Genomic DNA, 22,898 nt, shown 5'->3' on the forward strand with positions numbered 1-22,898 from the left:
AAAAGATAGTGTACCAAATTTAAATACACACCTATGAAAAGAACATACATCGCCATAGTAGCCCTGGCAGTAGTCGTTTTAGGTCTTACAACTGAAACTGCAGTAGCACAACAAGATGCTCAGTACACGCAGTACATGTATAATACATTAAGTATAAACCCAGCCTATGCCGGCGCAAGGGGAGGTCTAAGTGTATTAGGATTACATCGCAGTCAGTGGGTAGGTTTAGATGGAGCTCCTAGAACGCAAACGGTTTCCATACATTCTCCAGTAGGAGAGTCAAAACGTGTAGGACTAGGTTTAAATATTACTAATGATGAAATATTTATAAGTAATGAGACTTACATAGATGTAGATTTTAGCTATACGATACCTACCAGTGATGAGGGAAAGCTAGCTTTTGGGTTAAAAGGGGGTGTGCATTTACTTGATATTAATTACAGCGAGGCAAACCCATTTCAAAATGGGGACAATCTAGCTACGGCTCAAAATAATATTGACAACAAGTTTTCCCCACAAATAGGACTTGGTATGTTTTACTATACTGATAAATATTATTTAGGGTTAAGTGCTCCTAATTTATTGCGCACAGAGCATTTTGATGCTAGTGACAACTCAAATAGTACAAACTCGACGTTTCTAGCTCGCGAGAGAATCAATTACTACTTAACTACTGGATATGTATTTGACATCACTCAAGACTTTAAGTTTAAGCCAGCAGGACTTGTGAAAGCCGTTCAAGGAGCACCACTTCAAGTGGACGTAACTGCAAATGCATTGCTTTATGATAAATTAACCCTTGGACTTGCTTACAGGTGGAGTGCTGCATTAAGTGGTCTTGTAGGCTTTCAGATTACAGATAGCTTAATGATTGGTTTTGCTTATGATAGGGAGACCACAGAGCTACAACAGTTTAATAATGGTAGTTATGAAGTGTTCTTAAGGTTTGAAGTATTTAAGCAGCCTAAAAAACTTATCTCTCCACGTTTCTTTTAATTCTTAAATAGTAGAAGATTTTTAAAACACATATTTATGAAACAAGTATTCCACTATATAATTATTTTATCCTTCATTTTTGGTGGTGCCCTTGGGTATGCTCAAGAAGGTAAGGTTAAAGTTGCAGGAGAACAATTTGAAGATCTTGCATATGTAAATGCACGTGATTTATACTTAAGAGTTGCGAATAGAGGGTTTACCTCTCCAGAAGTTTTTTCAAAACTAGGAGACTCTTATTACTTTACAGCAGACTATGCAGATGCAGTGCAATGGTATGAGAAGTTAGTTGCGACAGGTGGAGAAATAGCACCTGAGTATTATTTTAGATATGCACAATCACTTAAAAGTATTAAGAAATACGATAAAGCAGATAAAATGATGGCTGTATTCGTACAAATGAGCGGGACAGATACTCGAGGGAAAATGTTTGAGAAAGAACGTGATTACCTTAAGGAAATAGAAGCACAGTCTGGACGTTATGCTATAGAGCAAGTTAATTTTAATACAGAGTTACAAGATTTTAGTCCAAGTTTCCTTGGTGAAAGAGTTGTGATTTCTTCAAACAGAAAGAGCAGTACTGGTGACTACATTCACGATTGGAATAATCAGCCATTCTTAGATCTATATGTAGTTGATAATGCAAAAAGTGATAATCCTACCATTGAAAAATTTTCAAAAAACATAAATACTCCTTATCATGAGAGTAGCTCTGTCTTTACAGAAAGTGGAGATGAGATGTATTTTACTCGTAATAATTATAGTAAAAAAACCAAACTCAAAAGAGATGAAGCAGGAACCACTAATTTAAAGCTCTATCATAGCTATAAGCGCGGAGGTGTATGGAGTATTCCAGAAGAGCTTCCTTTTAATAGTGATGAGTACTCTACAGCGCATCCTGCATTGAGTCCTGACGGTACGATATTATATTTTGCGTCAGATATGCCAGGTACAAAAGGATTAAGTGATATATGGATGTCTACTATAAACGAAGATGGTACTTATGGAACACCTATAAATCTAGGAAGCGAGATTAACACAGAAGGAAGAGAAACCTTCCCTTTTGTGAGTAGCGACAACAAATTGTTTTATGCGACAGATGGCCACATAGGTCTTGGAGGATTAGATGTGTTTGTTACTCAACTAAGTGATGATGGTAAAGTAGGAGCTTCATATAATATAGGAAAGCCTGTAAATAGTAGTGCAGATGATTTTGGACTTATATTAAGTGAATCTAGAGGGACTGGATATTTTTCATCAAGCCGAGCATCTGGTTTGGGTAACGATGATATTTATAGCTTTACAAGAGATAGAAAGATCTTGACTAATTGCGCTCAGAATATCGTAGGTACTACTAGAGATGTAAAGACAGATGAAATACTTCCTCAAACTACGGTAACATTAAGAGATAAGGTGAACCAGGTTGTGGCAACGGTAATAAGTGATGACCTTGGAAAATTTACTTTTAGTGATGTACATTGTAGTGAAACTTATGTGATACGAGGTGCAAAGGATAATTATGAGCCATACGAAGTTATTTTAACGACAAGTAGTGATGTAGGTGGTATTATAAATCGTGATGTTTATTTGAAGCCAGGAGCTCAACTTGTTATAGGAGGAGATCTTTCTGATATACTAGAACTTAATCCAATTTATTTTGATTTTGATAAATCGAATATACGTCCAGATGCTGCACTTGAACTAGAGAAGGTGATTGCGGTAATGCAACAGTATCCTACGTTAAAAATTGACGTTAGATCACATACAGATAGTCGTGCGCCAGATGCTTATAACATGAAGCTCTCTCAACGTAGAAATGTATCTACCATACGTTATATTGTGCAGCAAGGAGGTATTGAAGCTTCTAGGCTTACGGGTCGTGGCTATGGTGAAACGCAGCTTACAAATGCTTGTGCAAACGGCATAGAATGCACAGAAGAAGAGCATCAGCTAAATAGAAGATCAGAATTTATTATAATGGCAAAGTAACATCCATTTATAACTTATAAAAAAACCTCGCTCATATACTGAACGAGGTTTTTTTATGGGCAATGTCGAGCTTCTTAAACCCTTAAGAAAAATGTGCGTCAATTGATATAACTTAGGTTTATTTACTGCTTATATACAATACCGTTCTTCATGACAAATGAAACACGCTCTGTTGTTGTGATGTCTAGTGTAGGGTCATTATCTGTTGCAACAATGTCTGCAAGATACCCAGCAGCAATTACACCTAGTTGTCCTTCCATATCTAATAGCTTTCCGTTAGTAATGGTAGCAGATTGAATAGCAAACATAGGTGACCACCCATATTCTGTCATGTAGCGAAACTCTTTTGCATTCTCTCCATGAGGAAATACTCCGGCATCTGTTCCAAAAGCTATGTTTACTCCAGATTGTGCAACCATGGTAAATGTCTTTTTAAGTGTAGCATCTACTTTTTCAATCTTAGGAATAATAATGTCTGGATAGTATCCTTTTACTTTTGCCTTAGCTGCAACATATTTTCCTGCAGATAGTGTAGGCACTAGATAGGTTCCATGTTGTTTCATGAGTTTTACGGTTTCTTCATCCATAAAGGAGCCGTGTTCTATAGTTTGTACACCAGCTTTGATAGCGCGTTGCATACCTTCTTTTCCGTGGGCATGCGCAGCGACGTGCATTCCGTATTCTTTGGCGGTGCGCACAATCTCATCTACCTCCTCTTGGCGAAACTGTGGGTTGTCTCCGTTCTTACTCACGCTAAGTACTCCACCAGTTGCGGTAATCTTTATTAAGTCGGCGCCATTTTTATAGCGTTGTCTTACTGCTTTTCTAGCATCATCTACACTATTAATAACTCCTTCGGCTGGACCAGGATCACCCATATTAACCTTTTTAAAGCCATTTGTGGGATCTGCATGACCTCCAGTTGTTCCTATGGCCTTTTCGGCAGTAAAGATGCGTGGACCTCTCGTTGTGCCGTTATTTATAGCATTTCTTAAAGATACATTTACACCGCTTCCTCCTAAATCTCGTACAGTAGTAAATCCTGCCATGAGTGTTCTTTCTGCAATTTCGGCAGCAGTAAAAGCTACGTCTGCTTCATTTTTAGTAAAGGTTTCCAGATATTGTTTCGGATTGGTCTCACTCTCGACGTGCACGTGCATGTCTATAAAGCCAGGCATTACTGTCTTTGACTTAAGATCAATAATGGTCTGGCCACTTTTCGCGGAAGCGTAACCTTTCTCAACTTTTATAATGCTATTGCCTAAAATGGTTACTGTTTGTTCGGTTAAAACTTTTCCATTATTAGTGTCAATCAGTTTCCCGCAATGGAGAAGCGTTTCTTGACCTGATAGCACAAAACTTGTAAATATGACAAGTAGTAGAGAGAGGCAGTATTTCATAGCTTACTTGTTTACAAAATCAATGACAGTTTTAGTTATAAATGCAATCTGATCATCTTCTAGTTCTGTGTGCATAGGTAAGGAGATACAATCCTTCACAATGGCATTGGTTACTGGGAAGTCTGCCTCATTATAGCGAGTATCTTTATACGCTTTCTGGCTATGTAATGGTATTGGGTAGTACACTCCACAAGGGATGCCGTTTTCATTAAGGTGCTTTACTAGCGCATCACGATCAGTATCTTTTACTCTCAATGTGTATTGGTGAAATACATGGCAATCACAGCTGTCACAAATAAATGGAGTTATAATTTTAGGATCATTTGTAAAAGCGGCATTGTATTTACGTGCAGCATTTTGCCTAGCTTTATTATAGCTATCTAAGTGAGGCAGTTTTGCTCTAAGTACTGCAGCTTGGATGGAATCTAGTCTACTATTAACTCCTACAACATCATGATGATAGCGTTCGTACATTCCGTGATTTACAATTCCTCTAATCATATGAGCTAGATCATCATCATTTGTGAAAATAGCACCACCATCACCGTAACATCCTAGATTTTTAGATGGAAAGAAAGAAGTTGTACCTACGTGTCCTATACCACCAGTTTTAACTTTCTGTCCGTCACGACCAGTAAATGTAGATCCTATTCCTTGTGCATTATCCTCTATTACATAAAGATTATGCTCCTTAGCAAGATCCATAATGGCATCCATATTTGCTGCCATTCCAAAAAGATGCACAGGTACTATCGCCTTTGTTTTAGGGGTGATTGCTTTTTTTATGGCTTCAATGTCGATGTTAAAGTTTACAGGGTCAACATCTACTAGTACAGGTGTAAGTTTTAAAAGCGCAATAACTTCTACAGTAGCTGCAAATGTAAAATCTGCAGTAATAACCTCATCACCTTGCTCTAGTCCTAAGCCCATCATAGCAATTTGTAAGGCGTCTGTTCCGTTTGCACAAGGAATTACATGTTTCACACCCAGATATTCCTCTAATTCACTTTGAAAACTACGCACTTCTGGGCCGTTTATAAAAGCAGTTGTTGCTATAACTTCTGCAATTGAACTGTCTACGCGATCTTTTATCTGTGCATATTGGCCTTGAAGATCGACCATTTGTATATTTTTCATCTGATATGGCTTAAAGGCGAATGGCCTCTTATTAGAATTGTTGTTAATAAAATAGAGATAAATTTCCTTAAACGAAATTACAAAAACTACAACCGCTTAACAATTTATTTATAGAACAAAGCACTATTTTTGAAATCATGCATAAATTGTATTCTCTTTTAATCACGCTTATTCAAGCGCTAATTCCAGTAGCTGGTTTTTTTAATGCAAAGCTTAAGAAGTCGATAGTGGGGCGCAAGCATACCTTAAAAATTTTAAAAAAAGAACTCATCCCTAGTAAGCCTACTATCTGGGTGCATGCAGCCTCTTTAGGAGAATACGAGCAAGGAGTGCCCGTTCTTGTGGAGTTAAAAAAGAAGTATCCAGAGCACCAGATGGTAATTAGCTTTTTCTCCCCTTCTGGTTATGAGATTAAAAAGAATAACGCTTTCGCGAAAGCTACCGTTTACCTACCATTTGACACTCCAAAAAATGTTTCTAATTTTTTAGATATAGTATCTCCTGAGATGGTATTTTTTGTCAAATATGAATTTTGGCCGAACTATTTAAGCGAACTCCAACGTCGAAAGATTCGCACTTTTTTAATTTCAGGGGTGTTTAGGGAAAGTCAGCCATTTTTTAAACCTTATGGAAAGTGGATGACAGCATCTCTCAAAAGTTTTGAGCACTTTTTTCTGCAAAATAAAGATTCGGCAACTGCATTACAGAAGTTAGGATTTGGAAATTTTAGCGTAAGCGGAGATACGAGATATGATAGAGTGAGTCATCAAATCGAAATGGATAACACTTTAGATTTTGTTCATACTTTTAAGAATGACAAAACATGTATAGTATGCGGCAGTACTTGGACAGAAGATGATAATGTGATTGTAAATTATATCAATAGGAATGAAGGCGCAGCAAAATTTATCATTGCACCACATGAAATTAAGCCTGAAAAAATTGCATTACTAGCCTCAAGTATTAAGGGCAGAGTAATGCTATACTCTCAAATGAGTACAGCGTCACTGGCATCTTGCGATGTATTGATTATAGATACTATAGGTCTTCTTACTAAAATATATAGCTATGCAGATATTGCTTACGTAGGTGGAGCGATGGGAACTACAGGACTGCATAATATTCTCGAGCCAGCAACTTTTGGTGTGCCTATAATTACTGGAGGCAATTTTGATAAGTTTCCCGAAGCAAAAAAACTACAGCAACTCGCAGGACTTTATGCCGTAACTAATCAGGCCGAATTTGATGAGCGTCTATCTAAGTTCATCGTAGATGAAAAATTTAGAGCGCAAACAGGGATGATTGCGGGACACTTTATTAATAGTAATACGGGTGCTACAAAAGCGATTATTGACTACTTGAGTAATAAATTTACTCAAGACTAAATGATGGTTTCTAAGTTACTATAGATACAGCCTCTCTTAAGTATCTTCTAAAGGGTAGCATCTCTTTATAGACTGCAATAATTGTTTTCTCAAAATCGTCTGCTAGTACTTGTTTTTTCGACAGTGTTACCTCTACTGCAAATGTTTTGTTTCTTAATAAATCTATGTGCGGGTGCTCCTTAGAAAATCCTTTTGGAGCTGTTTTTAGTTTATCATCTTCCCATAAACCACCAAAGGTTTTTATAAAACTAGGTTTGTTGATAATAGCTTTTAATTCCTCACCATTATAATCTATAGCTTCACGGATACTTTGTAGTATCTCTTTTTTAGGCCTCCAGAAGCCTCCTGCTAGTAAATTCTGACTGAGACCTATTTCTATATAAAAATCTCCTTGTTTTGTTTTCTGGTCTAGTCCTGCGCCTATGTGGTCTTTATAAATAGGCTTGTTAGGATGAAACATCAAATTGTTATTGATGCGATTAATTGCCTTTTTACCTGGGGTGTCAAAATACTCAGGATCAAATTGGGCGAGTTTGTCATTTAAATGATTAAGCCATTTGATGTGGTTGTCTCGTACATGATGATACTCATTTCTATGAGCATCCATCCACTCTTTTGTGTTGTTCTGTTGTAGTCGTTCTAAGAAATTGTAAGTGTCTCTAAAATTCATGAAAATAAAATTAACAGTTTTTATCTTTAAATGAGCTAGATATTCAAAAGTTAACGAATGATTTGGAAAACATTGGTTATAAATTGTGCTTTACGGCATTATTACTAGGATACATTTGTACTCTAAACAACCACCAAATTATGAAAACAAGAAATATTACAATTATCGCACTATTAATTGCATCATTTACAATAGCAAGCTGCAGAGAGACTGAAGTAAAAGAAACTACAGTTGTAAAAGAAGTTCAGGTAGAAACTGAAAGAGAAAGTGAAGGTATCTTAGAAAGAGCAGCAAAGAAAGTTGATAATAAAGTAAACGAGGAAATTAACGAAGAGATAGAAAAAATAGGAGACGACAACTAAAACGTCGTGGCGTTCGTATATGGTTTAATTAACTATTTAATTTAATCAAAATGAAAAGAATTTTTTTAAGTCTAGCACTTGTAGCTCTTTTAGGAACGTCATTTACACTTACTTCTTGTAGAGAGAATAAAACTGTTGAAGTATCTACAGATAATGGAGATGATCTTGAAGATGCAATAGATGATGTAGAAGACGCTATGGATGATGCTGGAGATGCTATAGAAGAAGGTGTTGACGAGATCAAAGAGAATACAGGAACTGGCGGTACAGACGATAATTAAGTCTAACAGCTATTTTTTTTCAAACAACCAAAATTTAAAATTATGAAATCATTAAAAATAGGAGCTATAGCTCTTGGTATCCTTGCGGTATCATTTACATCTTGTAAAGAAAAGAAAACTGAAGCCGAAGTTATTATAGAAGAAGCAAAGGCTAACGGTGAGGTAACTAAGGAGAAAGATACTGACGATGGCTACAAATTAAAGGTAGAAGGCGTTGACGGTTCTGAAACTAAGGTGAAAGTAGATGAAGACGGAGAGGTAAAAGTTAAAACTGATAATTAATTATCAAGTTTATATTGTAAAAGGTCGATAACTCTATGAGTTATCGACCTTTTTTTATGCTTTAAATTGTGTCATTTGTGCTTTGAGATCAAGCATGGATTGCTGTAGCTCCTTAAGTAAACTATTGCTACTTCCTTCGTCAAGATTAAAAGTGAGCTTGCTGTTAACCTGCCATATTTCTTGAATGTCACTTACCGCTACTTCGTAAGGTACATACTCTTCATTTATTGATATTAGTAACACCTTCTTTGAATCTGGCATTTTCTGTAATTTCTTAACTACTACGGCATCTTGTAAGACAATAACGTAAACCTTATTATCACTAGCATAATCTAAGCTCTCTACTCCTTTTGCCAGAACCCAGTCTTCTGGTCTAAAACTAGGCATCATACTATCGCCTTCTATTTGAAAACCTCTATAAGTAGCATTCCGATACTGTGGGATAGGAAAATCAAAGGCTGGGAGTTTTTGATACCACTCTACATCTGCAATGTTATTAGGGTATCCTGCAGCTGCTTTTTGATTTACGAGCACCATGTTTTCATTATCATCTTTATCGACAATAACAACCTTAGGACTTACATCACTTTTATCTGTATTGAGATGTTTTTGCTTACTATAGCCATAAATCCATAACGGATTGATATTAAATAGTCTCAATAGCTCAGTAATAACTTGTCCAGATAGTTTTGTTCTACCACGTTCTATATCTGCCGTGCTATTTTTTATCCCTAATTTATCTGCAAATTCTGCTTGCGTGAAGTCGTGATCTTCTCGCACTTCTTTAAATCTGCGTATTTCTGAAGGTAAATCGTTTATGCCCATAGGGTAAATGTATGAAAATTAGGAATAATTCCTACCATAAATTGTTTTATTAATTTTTTTGGAAAAATTCAAGAAATGCATTCCAAATCAAGATTTCTCTTAAATCGTTAATATTTTGACATAATACCTAAGAAATTTGCATTTTGTCGATAAACACCTTATAAAGTAAACCTATTGTGTTAGGAGAATGTGAAATTATGTTAAATTCGCGCATCTAATTATCCAAACAAATTTCAATTATGAAAAGATTTATTTTAAATGTTGCTGCTTTAGCATTAATCGTAGGAGCTGTTTCTTGTAGAGAAATGGAAGAAAAAGCAAACGAGGCTGGAAATGCTGTTGAAAACGCTGCAAGCGCAACAGGTGATGCTTTAAATGACGCAGGAAACTCTGTGAAGGATGCTGCTGGAGAAGCTGCTGATGCTGCTGGAAATGCTGCTAACGAAGCTGGAAATGCTATCGAAAATGCTGCAGATGCAACTGTAGAAGGCGCAAAAGATGCTGCAAACGCAACTGGTGAGGCTATAAACGATGCTGCAAATGCAACTAAAGACGCTGCAAACGATGCTGCAAACGCAACTAAAGATGCTGCAACTAAAGCTGGTGATGCTGTAAAAAAAGCAGTAAACTAATTTATATATAGTTTACTAAAGCTAGAATGTTATTCAACATTATAGCTTTTAGACAATAAAAAACCAGCCCTAGGGCTGGTTTTTTTATGAATAGTATTTATTATTTATTCAGGAAGTACTGCACTACTCGCAGTTGCATCTCTATTTATTTTTCTTACAAGACCTTGTAATACTTTACCTGGTCCTACTTCTACAAATTCTGTAGCACCATCTGCTACCATTTGTTGTATAGTTTGTGTCCATCTTACAGGAGCAGTAAGCTGTGCGATAAGATTTTTTTGAATCTCGCTAGCACTTGTAACAGCACTAGCGGTTACGTTTTGATAGATAGGGCATACTGGGTTTTTAAAAACTGTATTCTCTATCGCTGCGGCTAGTTCTTCACGAGCTGGCTCCATCATAGGAGAGTGAAAAGCACCACCTACAGGTAGCACTAGAGCGCGGCGTGCACCTTTCTCTTTCATAGCCTCGCAAGCTTTGTTAATCGCCTCTACCTCACCAGAAATAACAAGCTGGCCAGGGCAATTATAGTTTGCTGCCACAACAACACCAGCAATTTCATTACAAACTTCTTCTACAATGTTATCTTCAAGACCTAAAACGGCCGCCATAGTAGAAGGTTGTAATTCACATGCCTTTTGCATAGCCTGAGCACGCTTACTTACAAGTTTAAGACCGTCTTCAAAATCCAGCGCACCACTTGCAACGAGTGCAGAGAATTCTCCAAGAGAGTGACCAGCAACCATAGATGGTTTAAAATCTGTCATCACGGTTTTAAGAGCTATAGAATGAATGAATATGGCAGGTTGAGTAACTTGAGTTTGCTTCAAATCCTCTGCAGATCCTTCAAACATTACATCTGTAATATTAAAACCTAATACATCATTTGCCTTTAAAAAAAGACTTTGAGCAAGAGGGTACTTTTCAAAAATATCAAGGCCCATTCCTGAGAATTGAGCTCCTTGTCCTGGAAATATATATGCTTTCATGGGTAATCCTATTTGAGTGCGCTTTCGCGAAAGCGTACTAGATGAAATTTAAAAGTTCAAAAATACAATAACTATTGTATTGATATAAGCAGGGTATTATAGAATCTTTAAAAGACTAGCGGTGTCAATTACTGTAGTAAATTCTTCATGTAAGCTCGCTAGTGCCGTCTGGTGGATAAGCTCAGAAGGATATATTGTGCCATCTATTCCTTTTCTATCAAAAGTTGCTGTAGCGTCAGAAACTAGGTAGGTTTCAAACCCATAATTACCAGCCATACGTGTTGTGGTAGAGATACAGTGATTTGTGGTAAGACCGACAATTACTAGTTGCTTGATGTGCTGGGCGTCTAGTTGTGCTTTGAGATCTGTATCTATAAAGGCACTATTTACGTGCTTTATAATGAGAGGTTCATTAGGTTGAGGTACGAGGTCATCTAGCATTTGAAAACCAGGTTGTGATTCATGTAGTGGTGATAGTGGATCTCGAGAGCTATGAATGCTATGAAATATAGGGAGACCTAATGAGCGCCACATTGTAAGTAATTCTAATGCTTTTTCTTCTGCATTGGGATTGTTACGATTGCCTCCCCAGTGGGATTCTTCAGAAAATCCTTTCTGTAAATCTATTAATAGTAAGGCAGTCTTTTTGTCTCGAAGTTTCATGATGTACTATTTAATGAGGATTACAGCTTTTTCCAGCTTTCGAAAGTAAATCCATTTTTATGTCTATCATCTACGTTGTGAAAAACACTGCTTACTAACTCCCATTGATTTGTATTAATCTCTGGAAAAAAAGCATCTGCTTCAAATTCGTTATGAACGCGTGTAAGTTCTATGTGTGTTGCATAGTCCATCCCTAATTTATAAATCTCACCACCTCCTATAATATAAGTATGAGCTTCATCCTTGCAATATGCTAGTGCATCTTCAAGAGAATGCACTACAACAGCATTTTCTGCCTTATAACTATGATCGCGTGTTATTACCACATGCGTGCGATTAGGTAGCGGTTTAGGGAAAGTTTCCCACGTTTTACGCCCCATTATGATGTGGTGACCAGTAGTTAATTGTTTGAAGTGTTTGAAATCATCTGGTAAATGCCAGGGGATGTCACCATCCTTTCCTAAGGCATTATTTTCTGCAGCGGCAGCGATCATTGTTATCATAGGAGCGTATTCTGATCTTCTAGAGGAAAGGAAGGATTCCTCATTACTGGACTTTTTTTTTCTGGTAATGGATGTGATAAAGCTACATCTTCTTCAAGTTCTGCTATACGCACTTTCTGTTTTGCAACAAGTCTATCAAGGTGCTTTTGTTCCCACTCCTTATTCATAAACTTGCTCATGAGCAGTACGTTTATAAGATGAATGAGGAAAAAGAATGTCCATATAAGTATTGCCCACACAAACCAAGGTTTCTGAAATGGCTTAAATTCTTCACCTACATGAAGTACTTGGTTAATAACAATAAGTAAGATTGCCCCAGCAAGAAAAGTAACAAAGTGTCTATAGAGATTCTTCTTTTGACGTACGCGTGCTTGCGCGTTTTCAATAAGTTCTTTTTGAACAGGATCAATAGAAGTAGTAGTTTTCTTTGAAAATAGTGACATAAAATGCGACCTTTAGATGGTTATATAAAATTAGCCTTTTTGAGCGTCAATCGTAAATAGCTTATGAAAAATTTTGCAAAACTCTTTCCTATTTTAAAACAGTACACCTATCTCAATACTGCGGCATCGGGCTTATTATCACTGCCTGTAATGGAGTGGCGTCAAGAGCATGATCTCGATTTTCTTATACAAGGTAGTATACTTAAAGAGAATCAAGCAAAAGTACTCACAAGCGTACGAGAAAAGGTAGGTAAGCTTTTTTCTTGTAAAGCAAACAGAGTAGCACTTGTACCTAATTTTTCTTACGGATTCAATACGCTTATAGAGGGGATTACTACACATAAAAAGGTACTCCTTTTAGAAGGAGATTATCCTTCTGTAAATTGGCCTTTTGAGAGTCGTGATTTTGACGTGAGTTATATAAAAATTACGGGAACTATTGAGGAGGGGATAGCAACCGCTTTCGCGAAAGCGCAACCAGATATTTTTGCCTTTTCCATGGTACAGTGGTTATCGGGTATAAAAATCAATCATGAATTCCTTAGAGAGTTAAAGTCAAAATATCCCAACACCTTATTTTTTGCTGATGCTACGCAATATCTAGGCACCGAAGTATTTGATTTTGACAATTCTGCCTTTGATGTGATAGGAGGTAGCACGTATAAGTGGATGAATGCTGGATACGGCAATGCGCTATTTTTATTTAAAGAATCTGTAGCAGAACGAGTAGCTCCTAGAACCTCAGGTTTCAATTCTATACAAGGGAAATATAAACCTCAAGAAGGTAGTTTTTTAGGAAGGTTTGAGCCTGGTCATCAAGACACGCTCAATTATGGAAGTTTAGGTGTTGCCATTGATGTAATACGACAGCTAGGTATGACAACCATAGATGAAAAAGTAAAAGTCATCAACAGTAAAGCAAAAGCAGCATTTGCTGAGAAAGGACTTATCTCAAAAGAAATTATAGATCGAGTAGATCATGGATCGTTTTTTAATATTAAAGGAGATGACCAGCTTGTAGCTCGATTAAGGGATGAAGGAATAATAACTATTGCACGAGGTGAAGGTGTGCGAGTAGGGTTTCACTATTTTAATACAGAAGAAGATCTCAATAAATTGCTGGCTCTTGTGTAGCATTAAGCAATGATTGGTTGTAAAATTTATGATTAATACAGCATTAATTTTGTGATGTGCAATAAGCAGTTATGATATTTTTAGGAAGTGCAAACGTTTTCGCTTTGTGGCTTTTTAATTTTAAAGCTCCCAATATTGTTATATCGTAAAAATAAGGTTAAACTATTGATTTAGTGTTTTTTAAGTAAATATCCTGCTATATTTGGGTGTATTTTTAAACCTCTTATTATGGCAGTCACAAAGAAATTTTTAAAAACAAAACCTGTTTGTAAAGTTACATTTGCAATACCTGCAGCACACGCAAGTACTGTAGCTGTTGCTGGTGATTTTAATAACTGGGACACATCTACATCTCTCAAGAAATTAAAGAATGGAACTTTTAAAGGAACTTTTGATATTCCTACAGAGAGCTCTTACGAGTTTCGTTATGTAGTAGATGGTGAGTGGGTAAATGAAGCAGAAGCAGATCGTTTTCAGTATAATGCTTATGCCGCTACAGAAAATAGTGTTCTTGAATTATAATATATAGAAAAAGCCATTTCTTATTAAGAAATGGCTTTTTGTGTATTGTTTCGACAAGTCGTTTTAATCAACTACTTGTATCCCTCGCCAGAAAGCAACGTGGTTTTTAATTCCTTTTGCTAGTTCGCTCACTTCTGGATAAAACCAAGCGGCGTCTTTATTTTCTTTTCCATCTACAGTAACGGTGTAATAAGAAGCGACACCTTTCCATGGGCAGGTGCTCTGCAGTTCACTTGATGTAAAAAATTCTTTCTTTATAGCGTCATGAGGGAAGTAGTGATTGTTTTCAATTACAACGGTATCATTACTTTCTGCTATCACTTGATTATTCCAAATTGCTTTCATAATAATTTTTTTTATAAATGTGAGAAGTTACTTCTGCGCTTATAACATTGTTATTTTTTCTTAAATAAATAGTTTTTATAATAGGCTTTGCTGTCTGAGAATTCATTGATTATCTCAAGTCCAGACTCACTTGCTAGCCACTCTACAATGTTGTCATCATATTTCTGACTAATCTCTGTATGTATGGTTTCCCATGCAGTAAAATCTACCTTAAGGTCGAGTGATTTTATAGTAACAGACTGGTCTTTTGTACTTACAAGATAACTTTTGGCAGTACCAGTTTCTGGGTCGTAAACTTCCCAGTGTTTAAAATTATCAGGATTAAAATCTGCATCCATTTCATTATTAATACGGTGCAGTAAGTTTTTATTAAACGCCTCGGTAACCCCTTCTGGGTCATTATAAGCGTCAAGAATAGTCTGCGGATTTTTCTTTTGATCAAACCCCATATAAAGCAAATCTCCTGGGGTCATTGCTTTCTGGATATTTGTAAGGAAATCTATAGCCTGTGGGTGAAGTAGATTCCCTATGTTTGAACCTAGTACCATGATTACTTTCTTACGTTCATTGTATCCTGCAACATCTTCAAGGACTTCAAAATAAGTTCCCTGCTGAGGTTTTATGATAATGTCTGGTATTTCTTTTTCTACACTTTCTTTAAGTCCATCCAGCACATTCTGGCTAATGTCAATAGGTAAATATGCAAAGGTGTCTCCTCTTTCTATTAAGTGCTTTAAAAGGACTTTAGTTTTCTTGCCATCTCCAGCGCCCAGTTCTATAAGGTCAAAACCTTTGCTATCTGTAAAAGCTTTTGAAATCGCTTCCTTATGCGTTTCAAAAATTTCAAACTCACAGTCCGTGAGGTAATAGGTAGGCATTGCCATAATATCTTGAAAAAGCTTATCGCCTTTTTTATCATAGATATATTTTGAGGAAAGAAACTTTGGGAAGGAGGTGAGTCCTTCTGTTACTTCTTGACTAAATGCAGATGTGATGGTAGTAGTTTTGGTCGTCATAGACGTTTATGTCGTGTGTTTTTATAAATACTTTCAATATTATTTGGCGAGGCGTAAGCCTGTAAATTGCCAGCGTAATCCGGTCTGAAAGAAATTGCGATATGTATGTCTTGTATGTTTAGATGGCGTGGCTACAGAGCCACCTCTCAAGACTTTTTGATTAACCATGAACTTCCCGTTATATTCCCCTAGGGCTCCTTCTTCCTTGGTGTAACCAGGGTAAGGTAAGTATGAACTTTCTGTCCATTCCCAGCGACCACCCCAGTCTAGTTGAGAGCTGGCGACTTCCCACTCAAATTCTGTAGGTAATCTCATTCCTTTCCATTGTGCAAAAGCAAAAGCTTCATAATAGGAGATATGTACAAGGGTCTCATCTGGATTAATTTTTTGTAATCCTTTATCGAGAGTGTATTGATACCATTCGTCACCTACTAGATGCCAGTACATGGGAGCAGTTATCTCATGAGTGTTTACCCAGTCCCAGCCTTCGGCGTGCCATAAGAGTGTTTCTTGATAACCTCCAGCCTCAATAAATGCTATCCACTCGCCATTGGTTACTAGTTTGTTTGATATTTGATAATCGTGCAAGTAGACTTTATGATGACCTAATTCATTATCGTAGCAAAACTCTTCTCCAGTGTGGCCTATCTCATAAACTCCTTCTTTAATGGCGATAAAGCTTGGTTGTGTTCCTTTTTCGCTTTCGCGAAAGCGTAATTCTCCTCCGTAAATAGGCGTGAGGGGATTGTTACCTAGGATATATTTAATATCTGTAACAAGTAATTCTTGATGCTGTTTCTCGTGGTGTATGCCAATAGTAAGCAGCTTTTTTACTGTAGGTGTAATTTCTTCTTCAAGAAGCTCTTGGAGTGCTTGAGTCACGTATTTACGATATGCATACACTTGGTCTACGGTTGGTCTTGATAGGTTGCCGCGATCTGTGCGCACGACTCTTTTTCCTACGCTCTCATAGTAGCTATTAAATACGAATGCAAAGTCTTCACTAAAAAGGGTGTATCCTTTTTTATGATGCTTAAGAATGAATTCTTCAAAAAACCAAGTAGTATGGCCTAGGTGCCATTTTGGGGGAGAGACGTCTGCAATGGGTTGCACAACGTAATCTTCAATTTCTAGTGGTTTACAGATATTCTCTGTGTGTGCTCGAGTTTCAATAAAGAATTCGACAAGGTTTTCTATAGCAATCATACATATGACTTTTATGAGTCATATAAATTTACGGGTTTTTACCATGCCGTGCTTGTGAGAAGCCCGTGACAGAAGGAATAACGTAATAAATGTTTGTTAAATGAGCAAGAAGAGCTACTCAAACAGATAAAACAGGGTCAAATCCTTATTATATATAAGGGTGTAAGAAATTTAATTCTTATCGTCTTCCGTAGCTATGATACCTTCATTTACAACTACAGTAAATGCTGTAGCAAATAAAGCATTTCCTGGTTTGTCTTTGTGGATAGCTCCCTCAAACCGTGGTAGATTTGATAGCGCCTTAATAGCTTCTTTTTCTATAGAAGTATACGGTGTACGCACAGATAACTGGTCGTAAGTACCGTTGTCTAAAATCCTGAATTGCACAAAAACTCTGTGCTTACCTTTAGGAAGAAGCGCCTCAAATTGTTTAAAATCAAAATTATCTGTAATAAGGGCTTCTACTTTGTTGCGAAAACATTCTTTGAGAAAGTTGGCATTTGCACCTTTACACCCTGGATATCTAGGCGGAGTATCTACTATTGTAAATGAGATGTCCTTTTGAATTTGTGCATGCACATTCTGCGAGAGAAATGTACATGCGCAAACTAAGCTTAATAAGAGGTAACGCATATTAAAATTTGAAAGGAAGTTTGAGTTTACTCTCTTTAGGAGTTCCACCTATATTTCCAGGTTTTAATTGTGGTATAGTCATGATAGCTGTTTTTACAGCCTTTTGCATTCCAGGCGTACCGCCAGTTACATTATTTACTACCGGCTTTCCTTCTTTATTGATAACCATATCAACTACAACGCGAGCTCCTTTTTGATAATCACTAGGAAATTTCATATTGCGCACGACATGCGTAGCGAGTTTCTGTCTCAGGCAGTTGTTTTTCTCGCTAATAGATCCTGTGCATCCTGGCCAGGTAGGAGGAACTTCATCTAACCTAAGTGTGGTAGATTTTTTCATGTAAACTCCTTCTTGAGCGTTTATCGTTGTGATTCCGGCTACAAGTGCGAGTACAAATAATAATTTTTTCATTAGATAGGTAGGTTAATTTTGGGGGTTAAATTGCCACTGCTCCTTTAATATGTGGATGCGGATTATAGTTTTCTAATGTAAAGTCATCAAAAGTGAAGCCAAAGATATCTTTTACATCAGGATTAATTTTTAATGTAGGCAAAGTACGGAATTCTCTTGAGAGTTGAAGTTCAACTTGTTCCATGTGGTTTGAGTAAATATGAGCATCTCCAAAGGTGTGTATAAACTCTCCAGCTTCGTAACCACACACTTGTGCCATCATCATTGTAAAAAGTGCATAGCTACCTATATTGAAAGGAACACCTAAGAAGATATCTGCACTGCGCTGGTATAGCTGGCAACTCAACTTTCCATCTGCAACATAAAACTGAAAGAAAGCGTGACATGGTGGAAGCGCGGCTTTACCATTTGCAACATTCTCTGAGAAAGATGCCGAGGTATCTGGCATCACAGAGGGATTCCATGCGCTCACGAGCATTCTACGACTGTTAGGATTAGTTTTAAGAGTTTCTACAATATCTTTTATTTGGTCAATCTCATCACCATTCCAGTTGCGCCATTGGTATCCGTAAACTGGACCAAGATCACCATTCTCATCTGCCCATTCATTCCAAATACGTACACCATTTTCTTGTAAATATTTGATGTTTGTATCTCCTTGTAAGAACCATAACAGTTCGTAAACAATAGATTTGAGATGTAATTTCTTAGTTGTCACCATTGGGAATCCTTCAGAGAGATCAAATCTCATTTGATACCCAAAAACGCTCTTTGTTCCTGTACCTGTGCGGTCACCTTTTTGATTTCCGTTTTCTAGTACATGTTTGATGAGGTCGTGATATTGTTTCATAGATGCAGCTGTAATTTTTCGTAAAAGAGTTGGTGTAATTGAGGTAGGTGCTATGTCCCATAAACGAATTAAGTCTTACTCTCTTATAGAGTATAAAAGTAAATACACCTTGCTAGTTGTACAACGCAAGGTGTATATTCTTATTATGAGTTATTAACGAGGTTTTATTTACCTCCTAGAGAAGCGCGATAATTATCATCTTTTTCTAGGTTTCGTTTTATCTTTTTTATGGCTGCTTCAATAGATCTTTCGGGTTCAATCACATTATATTCTCCCCAAAATTCTGGATCGCCAAATCCTAGATTTTCATCTGCCATGATGATTGATGGTGATATCTCTCCATCTTTACTAAATGCATCGGCAGTAGTAACTTTCCAGTCTGTTATTGCCATCTCACAAGAGAGTGTATAAATTGATTTAAAAAGTCGTCGTCGCTTCTTTACTTCAAAAGACAAGTTTGCTTTTCCATAGCCGTAATACCATTTTCCATTTTTCTCGCGATAATCTACTTCATAAGAGATCTCTCTAGCTTTTACTCGAACGCCATTGGGTTTGCTTTTTACAAACATTTTATTGACTTCAATTTCATTTGTAAGATCTAGTGTAAATGTTGCTTTTTGCAATGCTAGTGATGTAGCACTTACATAGAGTTGGCCGGCATATAAAGGTCCTACAATGTTAGGTTTTGGCTCAAAGCCCACTACTAGTACATCTTTACCGTTGAGCTCTGTAGGGGTTTCAAAACTAAAATTATAAGCTTCCATGGTTTCTGGTGTAAAGATGTATTCTGGATACTTCATCACATCTACGTACAAAGTGCTAAAAGGGCCTCCTTGCAGTTTTAAAGCAATAGTGTCTAGCTTAGCGTAATCTGTGCTTTTTCTTGATTTAAGTAAGCGTATTTGGTCTTCCTTGTTGCTTATGTATCCTTCCTTTTGGATAGAGACAACAGCCTCGGCTAGTGATGCATTTTTGTTTCTTTTCTTGATAGTCTCTCGATAGAATGCTGTCATCTTAAGCGGTTCACCTATGTAGTTTTCTCTCTTTTTATTAAAGACTTTTTTTACAAGCTCTTTAGCAGATTTATATCCCACAACTTGCACCTCGCTTAGGTCTAGGCTCTTTGGAGATAGGCGTATGTCAATATCACTATCAATATCTGTAATATCTTGTATGCTGTTTTTATATCCTAAGGCTTCAATAAGTAGGGAAGGACTAGTTGTGGCTTCCATTATTTTTAAAGCAAAATTCCCTTCGGTATTTGAGATGGTACTTATGTTTGTGCCTACTAGCGTGATGGTTGCTCCGCTTATAGCTTGTTTAGTTTCGCGGTCATTTATAGATCCGGTAATGGTCGTGGTGGCAGTTTGAGCCATTATTAATAATGGGAAGAGTAGTAGTATGCTCGCCCAAGTTAATTTGGTAACGTTGTAAATAGTTTTCATAGCAATGAGTTTAAGTGAATTCTCAAGAAGTCTTTTTAACACTATAAGTTAGTATATTTTCATGGCATATTTAAAATCCCGCTGTTAATTTATTAAAACTAAGAGGCTAAGATTTTAAGAATAAGGCACAATGAATGGGTACGCTTTCGCGAAAGCGGACTTATATAGTCGAAAAGAAAATGAATTATTTACAATGATGGATGTGGTTTCTTAACCAATAATCATCCCTGCAATAGTAGCCGAAATTAAGGAAGCAATAGAACCTCCGATAAGAGCCTTTAGTCCAAAACGAGACAGCTGCGTGCGCTGTCCAGGAGCTAGAGATCCAATACCACCTATCTGAATACCGATAGAAGCAAAGTTTGCAAAGCCACAAAGCATATAAGTCGCCATAATGATAGACTTTTCATTGTTGAGGTGAATTGCATTTGCAGTATTCTTAAGTTCTGCGAGCTGGATATAACCTACAAACTCGCTGGCTGCTAGTTTGATTCCAAGTAGTTGTCCCATCATTGTGGTGTCTTCACTAGCAACACCTATAAGCCACATTAACGGTGCAAAGATGGTTCCTAAGATAGCCTCCAGTGAAAGCTTAGGGTATGTAGAGTTTGCTGCAACCCAATCGTTTATTGTAGTTACTTCTCCTATCCAGCCTAATATGCCGTTTGCCATTGCTATAAAAGCTACAAATACTAGAAGCATCGCGCCTACGTTTACGGCAAGTCTAAGACCTTCTGTAGTACCATTTGCAATAGCGTCAAGAACGTTTGCTCCTATCTTGTCATTAGATACACTCACGTCTGTGTTTACCTCTTCAGTTTGAGGATATAGTATTTTTGATATTACAATTGCGCCAGGTGCAGCCATTACAGAGGCCGCAAGTAGGTGCTTTGCAAATATGAGACGCAAAGCCTCGTCCTCACCGCCTAGAAATCCTATATATGCCGCAAGAACAGCTCCTGCTACTGTTGCCATACCACCTATCATAACAAGCAGAATCTCTGACTTGTTCATTTTTTCTAGGTATGCTTTTATTAAAAGTGGCGCCTCAGTTTGTCCTAAGAATATATTGCCAGCAACACTCAAGCTCTCTGCTCCAGAGATTCCTAATAATTTAGATAATAACCATCCAAAGGCCTTAACCACCTTTTGAATAATCCCGAAATAGTACATTACAGAAGTAAGTGCAGAGAAAAATATGATGGTAGGTAGTACTTGAAAAGCAAATATGTACCCAAAGGTAGAGGTGTCACTTACCAGTCCTTGAAAAAGGAAGTCACTACCGGCGAGTGTAAAGTTGAGTATGGCTACAAATATTCCTCCAATGAAGTCAAAAATCTTTTCTATAAAGGCAACTTTGAGAACCCCAACAGCAATAACAAGCTGGAAGGCGAGGCCTACGGCTACTGTTTTCCAGTTTATCGCTTTGCGATTACTACTAAATAAAAAGGCAATTAATATAAGAGAAAACATCCCTAGTACACCACGCCCAAAGCTCTCAAGAGAAAACCCTTGAGAAGGAACCACATCCATAATAGCCTGAGGTGCTTCTTGCGCAAATGCGGTAAATGAACTTAATAATACCAATAGGGTAAGTAGTAATTTGCGCATATAATAAGTATGTTAGTTGCGTTTTGAGATTTCATCTCTTAACTGGGCAGCAGTTTCATAGTCTTCACTATTTACGGCTTGATCAAGTTTATCGTGTAAGTCTTGAAGCGACATTTTGTTATAGTCACTATCGCTAGAAGATGTCTCGTCTTCTAATAAGATTTCATCCATTAGGATTTCGTCATCTTCTGTAAACTCTTCAGGATTTGTATTTCCTTTTAAGAAAATCCCTGCTTTGTCTAAAATGTTTTTATACGTAAAAATAGGTGCTTGGAAACGTAAGGCTAGCGATATGGCATCACTAGTACGGGCATCTACTATTTCTTCAATGTTATCACGCTCGCAAATAATGCTAGAGTAAAAAACGCCATCTACAAGTTTATGTATAATCACTTGTTTGATAACCACATCAAAGCGATCTGCAAAATTTTTAAACAGGTCGTGAGTAAGAGGGCGAGGTGGTTTAATTTCTTTTTCTAAAGCAATTGCAATAGATTGTGCCTCAAAGGCTCCTATAACTATAGGTAATTTACGATCTCCTCCTTGCTCCGTTAGAATCAAAGCATATGCTCCATTCTGAGTCTGGCTGTAGGAGATTCCTTTTATATTTAAACGCACTAAGCTCATAGGCTGCAAAAATAGGAAAAGTTACTTTAGTTTATAAGTTTAATATAAATGCATTCATTAAAGTCATCGTCCTTTAAATTAAGTAGTTCATTTGAAGGTAGGTTATTTGTGGTTTAACTTTCTGTTTGTGAGTTGTTTGTTTCGATTGATTGCTGCTTTGTCGTTATAAGATAAGCCTTTTTTTAGACAATAAATCGATGGTTTTCTTGATTAATTAGCCGTGTTTTACTTCATAAATACCCGCTTTCTTATTGAAGATGCTGCTAGCATTGTCATTAGCACTTTGTTCGTCACGGTCGAGATGCTTACAAATGGCAATTTCTGCTCATTTATGATGGAGGGTGGTACCGCTTTCGCGAAAGCGTAAAAAACTACTATTACCAGCAGAGCTTTTTTAAGAGATTACAGCTATATGTTGTTATGCTATTTGCTGAATTGAAATAGTTATTTAAACATTTTAATAGGTAATGATGTTACTGGTTTATGTTCTGCTTCCAGTTGTAAGCTGCTGAATAGTTTTCTTTAGAAATTTAGATGAGTTTA

The 22,898-nt window shown here is 37.0% G+C and carries 27 protein-coding genes; 10 read left to right on the forward strand and 17 right to left on the reverse strand.

Features of this window, described 5'->3' with window-relative positions:
- The first annotated feature begins 33 nt into the window (after positions 1 to 33).
- Positions 34 to 996, forward strand: a complete 963-nt coding sequence (locus tag SJY37_RS06790; protein ID WP_298330355.1) for a type IX secretion system membrane protein PorP/SprF — start codon at positions 34 to 36, stop codon at positions 994 to 996.
- A 36-nt stretch (positions 997 to 1,032) separates the two neighbouring features.
- The gene (locus tag SJY37_RS06795; RefSeq protein WP_379952916.1) at positions 1,033 to 2,982 is read left to right on the forward strand and encodes an OmpA family protein; all 1,950 of its coding nucleotides are present in this window, start codon (positions 1,033 to 1,035) and stop codon (positions 2,980 to 2,982) included.
- A 122-nt stretch (positions 2,983 to 3,104) separates the two neighbouring features.
- Here SJY37_RS06795 and SJY37_RS06800 read toward each other — a convergent pair whose 3' ends face one another.
- The gene (locus SJY37_RS06800) at positions 3,105 to 4,382 is read right to left on the reverse strand and encodes an amidohydrolase family protein (protein ID WP_379952917.1); all 1,278 of its coding nucleotides are present in this window, start codon (positions 4,380 to 4,382) and stop codon (positions 3,105 to 3,107) included.
- A 3-nt stretch (positions 4,383 to 4,385) separates the two neighbouring features.
- Positions 4,386 to 5,519, reverse strand: a complete 1,134-nt coding sequence (locus SJY37_RS06805) for a DegT/DnrJ/EryC1/StrS family aminotransferase (RefSeq protein ID WP_379952918.1) — start codon at positions 5,517 to 5,519, stop codon at positions 4,386 to 4,388.
- 137 nt (positions 5,520 to 5,656) lie between these two features.
- Here SJY37_RS06805 and SJY37_RS06810 point away from each other — a divergent pair, with 137 nt between their 5' ends.
- Complete coding sequence (locus tag SJY37_RS06810) at positions 5,657 to 6,904, forward strand: 3-deoxy-D-manno-octulosonic acid transferase (RefSeq protein WP_298330342.1); 1,248 nt, start codon at positions 5,657 to 5,659, stop codon at positions 6,902 to 6,904.
- A 10-nt stretch (positions 6,905 to 6,914) separates the two neighbouring features.
- Here SJY37_RS06810 and SJY37_RS06815 read toward each other — a convergent pair whose 3' ends face one another.
- Positions 6,915 to 7,574, reverse strand: coding sequence for a DUF2461 domain-containing protein (locus tag SJY37_RS06815; RefSeq protein ID WP_298330339.1), 660 nt, complete (start codon positions 7,572 to 7,574; stop codon positions 6,915 to 6,917).
- A 140-nt stretch (positions 7,575 to 7,714) separates the two neighbouring features.
- Between SJY37_RS06815 and SJY37_RS06820 the strand changes: the two genes are divergently transcribed.
- The 3 genes from SJY37_RS06820 to SJY37_RS06830 are packed head-to-tail and all read left to right on the forward strand — an operon-like array spanning position 7,715 to position 8,499.
- Positions 7,715 to 7,936 carry a hypothetical protein gene (locus tag SJY37_RS06820; protein ID WP_108877803.1) on the forward strand — a complete coding sequence of 74 codons (222 nt, stop codon included), beginning with the start codon at positions 7,715 to 7,717 and terminating at the stop codon, positions 7,934 to 7,936.
- Positions 7,937 to 7,986: 50 nt separating this feature from the next.
- Positions 7,987 to 8,217, forward strand: coding sequence for a hypothetical protein (locus SJY37_RS06825; RefSeq protein WP_298330334.1), 231 nt, complete (start codon positions 7,987 to 7,989; stop codon positions 8,215 to 8,217).
- Between the two features lie 42 nt (positions 8,218 to 8,259).
- Positions 8,260 to 8,499, forward strand: a complete 240-nt coding sequence (locus SJY37_RS06830) for a hypothetical protein (RefSeq protein ID WP_298330332.1) — start codon at positions 8,260 to 8,262, stop codon at positions 8,497 to 8,499.
- A gap of 54 nt (positions 8,500 to 8,553) precedes the next feature.
- Here SJY37_RS06830 and SJY37_RS06835 read toward each other — a convergent pair whose 3' ends face one another.
- Positions 8,554 to 9,324 (reverse strand): LexA family transcriptional regulator, encoded by a 771-nt coding sequence (locus SJY37_RS06835; RefSeq protein WP_298330327.1) that lies wholly within the window; start codon positions 9,322 to 9,324, stop codon positions 8,554 to 8,556.
- Between the two features lie 239 nt (positions 9,325 to 9,563).
- On the opposite strand from SJY37_RS06835, the gene SJY37_RS06840 reads away from it, so the two are divergent.
- A complete protein-coding gene (locus SJY37_RS06840) occupies positions 9,564 to 9,956 on the forward strand; it encodes a hypothetical protein (RefSeq protein ID WP_298330325.1) in 393 nt (130 codons plus the stop codon).
- A gap of 104 nt (positions 9,957 to 10,060) precedes the next feature.
- Here SJY37_RS06840 and fabD read toward each other — a convergent pair whose 3' ends face one another.
- The 4 genes from fabD to SJY37_RS06860 all read right to left on the reverse strand — a co-directional run bounded on the left by fabD (position 10,061) and on the right by SJY37_RS06860 (position 12,554).
- Entirely contained in the window at positions 10,061 to 10,945 is an 885-nt protein-coding gene (gene fabD / locus SJY37_RS06845; protein ID WP_298330322.1) for an ACP S-malonyltransferase, read from the reverse strand.
- 96 nt (positions 10,946 to 11,041) lie between these two features.
- Positions 11,042 to 11,608, reverse strand: a complete 567-nt coding sequence (locus tag SJY37_RS06850; protein ID WP_298330319.1) for a cysteine hydrolase family protein — start codon at positions 11,606 to 11,608, stop codon at positions 11,042 to 11,044.
- Positions 11,609 to 11,628: 20 nt separating this feature from the next.
- Positions 11,629 to 12,111, reverse strand: coding sequence for a dihydrofolate reductase (locus SJY37_RS06855; protein WP_298330314.1), 483 nt, complete (start codon positions 12,109 to 12,111; stop codon positions 11,629 to 11,631).
- Entirely contained in the window at positions 12,108 to 12,554 is a 447-nt protein-coding gene (locus SJY37_RS06860; protein WP_298330311.1) for a 2TM domain-containing protein, read from the reverse strand. The genes SJY37_RS06855 and SJY37_RS06860 overlap by 4 nt, the downstream gene beginning before the upstream one ends.
- 63 nt (positions 12,555 to 12,617) lie before the next feature.
- On the opposite strand from SJY37_RS06860, the gene SJY37_RS06865 reads away from it, so the two are divergent.
- Complete coding sequence (locus tag SJY37_RS06865; RefSeq protein ID WP_298330309.1) at positions 12,618 to 13,688, forward strand: aminotransferase class V-fold PLP-dependent enzyme; 1,071 nt, start codon at positions 12,618 to 12,620, stop codon at positions 13,686 to 13,688.
- A 228-nt stretch (positions 13,689 to 13,916) separates the two neighbouring features.
- Positions 13,917 to 14,210, forward strand: a complete 294-nt coding sequence (locus SJY37_RS06870) for an isoamylase early set domain-containing protein (RefSeq protein WP_108877813.1) — start codon at positions 13,917 to 13,919, stop codon at positions 14,208 to 14,210.
- A gap of 63 nt (positions 14,211 to 14,273) precedes the next feature.
- Here the strand turns inward: SJY37_RS06870 and SJY37_RS06875 are convergent, their stop codons facing one another.
- The 9 genes from SJY37_RS06875 to SJY37_RS06915 form a co-directional block, all read right to left on the reverse strand.
- The gene (locus SJY37_RS06875; RefSeq protein WP_298330305.1) at positions 14,274 to 14,555 is read right to left on the reverse strand and encodes a DUF427 domain-containing protein; all 282 of its coding nucleotides are present in this window, start codon (positions 14,553 to 14,555) and stop codon (positions 14,274 to 14,276) included.
- Between the two features lie 50 nt (positions 14,556 to 14,605).
- Complete coding sequence (locus SJY37_RS06880) at positions 14,606 to 15,571, reverse strand: L-histidine N(alpha)-methyltransferase (protein ID WP_298330302.1); 966 nt, start codon at positions 15,569 to 15,571, stop codon at positions 14,606 to 14,608.
- Between the two features lie 39 nt (positions 15,572 to 15,610).
- Entirely contained in the window at positions 15,611 to 16,777 is a 1,167-nt protein-coding gene (gene egtB, locus SJY37_RS06885; protein WP_298330299.1) for an ergothioneine biosynthesis protein EgtB, read from the reverse strand.
- A 171-nt stretch (positions 16,778 to 16,948) separates the two neighbouring features.
- Positions 16,949 to 17,410: a hypothetical protein gene (locus SJY37_RS06890; RefSeq protein WP_298330296.1), complete on the reverse strand. Its 462-nt coding sequence runs from the start codon at positions 17,408 to 17,410 to the stop codon at positions 16,949 to 16,951.
- A 1-nt stretch (position 17,411) separates the two neighbouring features.
- Positions 17,412 to 17,822 (reverse strand): energy transducer TonB, encoded by a 411-nt coding sequence (locus SJY37_RS06895; protein ID WP_298330293.1) that lies wholly within the window; start codon positions 17,820 to 17,822, stop codon positions 17,412 to 17,414.
- A 25-nt stretch (positions 17,823 to 17,847) separates the two neighbouring features.
- Positions 17,848 to 18,672, reverse strand: coding sequence for a thymidylate synthase (locus SJY37_RS06900; protein WP_298330290.1), 825 nt, complete (start codon positions 18,670 to 18,672; stop codon positions 17,848 to 17,850).
- Between the two features lie 164 nt (positions 18,673 to 18,836).
- Positions 18,837 to 20,117: a carboxypeptidase-like regulatory domain-containing protein gene (locus SJY37_RS06905; RefSeq protein ID WP_298330287.1), complete on the reverse strand. Its 1,281-nt coding sequence runs from the start codon at positions 20,115 to 20,117 to the stop codon at positions 18,837 to 18,839.
- A 210-nt stretch (positions 20,118 to 20,327) separates the two neighbouring features.
- The gene (locus SJY37_RS06910) at positions 20,328 to 21,728 is read right to left on the reverse strand and encodes a NupC/NupG family nucleoside CNT transporter (RefSeq protein WP_298330284.1); all 1,401 of its coding nucleotides are present in this window, start codon (positions 21,726 to 21,728) and stop codon (positions 20,328 to 20,330) included.
- Between the two features lie 12 nt (positions 21,729 to 21,740).
- The gene (locus SJY37_RS06915; RefSeq protein ID WP_298330282.1) at positions 21,741 to 22,355 is read right to left on the reverse strand and encodes a bifunctional nuclease family protein; all 615 of its coding nucleotides are present in this window, start codon (positions 22,353 to 22,355) and stop codon (positions 21,741 to 21,743) included.
- 220 nt (positions 22,356 to 22,575) lie between these two features.
- Between SJY37_RS06915 and SJY37_RS06920 the strand changes: the two genes are divergently transcribed.
- On the forward strand, positions 22,576 to 22,722 hold the full coding sequence (locus SJY37_RS06920) for a hypothetical protein (protein ID WP_298330279.1): 147 nt from the start codon (positions 22,576 to 22,578) through the stop codon (positions 22,720 to 22,722).
- The last annotated feature ends 176 nt before the right edge of the window (positions 22,723 to 22,898 follow it).

The organism is Dokdonia sp. R78006 (assembly GCF_042466145.1).
In the GTDB taxonomy this organism is placed as follows: domain Bacteria; phylum Bacteroidota; class Bacteroidia; order Flavobacteriales; family Flavobacteriaceae; genus Dokdonia.

Coding starts and splice junctions, on each gene's coding strand:
- SJY37_RS06875 (WP_298330305.1), bottom strand. CDS start 14,555: ATGAAAGCAATTTGGAATAATCAAGTGATAGCAGAAAGTAATGATACC.
- SJY37_RS06800 (WP_379952917.1), bottom strand. CDS start 4,382: ATGAAATACTGCCTCTCTCTACTACTTGTCATATTTACAAGTTTTGTG.
- SJY37_RS06865 (WP_298330309.1), top strand. CDS start 12,618: ATGAAAAATTTTGCAAAACTCTTTCCTATTTTAAAACAGTACACCTAT.
- SJY37_RS06840 (WP_298330325.1), top strand. CDS start 9,564: ATGAAAAGATTTATTTTAAATGTTGCTGCTTTAGCATTAATCGTAGGA.
- fabD (WP_298330322.1), bottom strand. CDS start 10,945: ATGAAAGCATATATATTTCCAGGACAAGGAGCTCAATTCTCAGGAATG.
- SJY37_RS06910 (WP_298330284.1), bottom strand. CDS start 21,728: ATGCGCAAATTACTACTTACCCTATTGGTATTATTAAGTTCATTTACC.
- SJY37_RS06895 (WP_298330293.1), bottom strand. CDS start 17,822: ATGAAAAAATTATTATTTGTACTCGCACTTGTAGCCGGAATCACAACG.
- SJY37_RS06835 (WP_298330327.1), bottom strand. CDS start 9,324: ATGGGCATAAACGATTTACCTTCAGAAATACGCAGATTTAAAGAAGTG.
- egtB (WP_298330299.1), bottom strand. CDS start 16,777: ATGATTGCTATAGAAAACCTTGTCGAATTCTTTATTGAAACTCGAGCA.
- SJY37_RS06815 (WP_298330339.1), bottom strand. CDS start 7,574: ATGAATTTTAGAGACACTTACAATTTCTTAGAACGACTACAACAGAAC.
- SJY37_RS06900 (WP_298330290.1), bottom strand. CDS start 18,672: ATGAAACAATATCACGACCTCATCAAACATGTACTAGAAAACGGAAAT.
- SJY37_RS06810 (WP_298330342.1), top strand. CDS start 5,657: ATGCATAAATTGTATTCTCTTTTAATCACGCTTATTCAAGCGCTAATT.
- SJY37_RS06850 (WP_298330319.1), bottom strand. CDS start 11,608: ATGAAACTTCGAGACAAAAAGACTGCCTTACTATTAATAGATTTACAG.
- SJY37_RS06870 (WP_108877813.1), top strand. CDS start 13,917: ATGGCAGTCACAAAGAAATTTTTAAAAACAAAACCTGTTTGTAAAGTT.
- SJY37_RS06880 (WP_298330302.1), bottom strand. CDS start 15,571: ATGACGACCAAAACTACTACCATCACATCTGCATTTAGTCAAGAAGTA.
- SJY37_RS06855 (WP_298330314.1), bottom strand. CDS start 12,111: ATGATAACAATGATCGCTGCCGCTGCAGAAAATAATGCCTTAGGAAAG.
- SJY37_RS06890 (WP_298330296.1), bottom strand. CDS start 17,410: ATGCGTTACCTCTTATTAAGCTTAGTTTGCGCATGTACATTTCTCTCG.
- SJY37_RS06805 (WP_379952918.1), bottom strand. CDS start 5,519: ATGAAAAATATACAAATGGTCGATCTTCAAGGCCAATATGCACAGATA.
- SJY37_RS06820 (WP_108877803.1), top strand. CDS start 7,715: ATGAAAACAAGAAATATTACAATTATCGCACTATTAATTGCATCATTT.
- SJY37_RS06825 (WP_298330334.1), top strand. CDS start 7,987: ATGAAAAGAATTTTTTTAAGTCTAGCACTTGTAGCTCTTTTAGGAACG.
- SJY37_RS06915 (WP_298330282.1), bottom strand. CDS start 22,355: ATGAGCTTAGTGCGTTTAAATATAAAAGGAATCTCCTACAGCCAGACT.
- SJY37_RS06790 (WP_298330355.1), top strand. CDS start 34: ATGAAAAGAACATACATCGCCATAGTAGCCCTGGCAGTAGTCGTTTTA.
- SJY37_RS06905 (WP_298330287.1), bottom strand. CDS start 20,117: ATGAAAACTATTTACAACGTTACCAAATTAACTTGGGCGAGCATACTA.
- SJY37_RS06830 (WP_298330332.1), top strand. CDS start 8,260: ATGAAATCATTAAAAATAGGAGCTATAGCTCTTGGTATCCTTGCGGTA.
- SJY37_RS06860 (WP_298330311.1), bottom strand. CDS start 12,554: ATGTCACTATTTTCAAAGAAAACTACTACTTCTATTGATCCTGTTCAA.
- SJY37_RS06795 (WP_379952916.1), top strand. CDS start 1,033: ATGAAACAAGTATTCCACTATATAATTATTTTATCCTTCATTTTTGGT.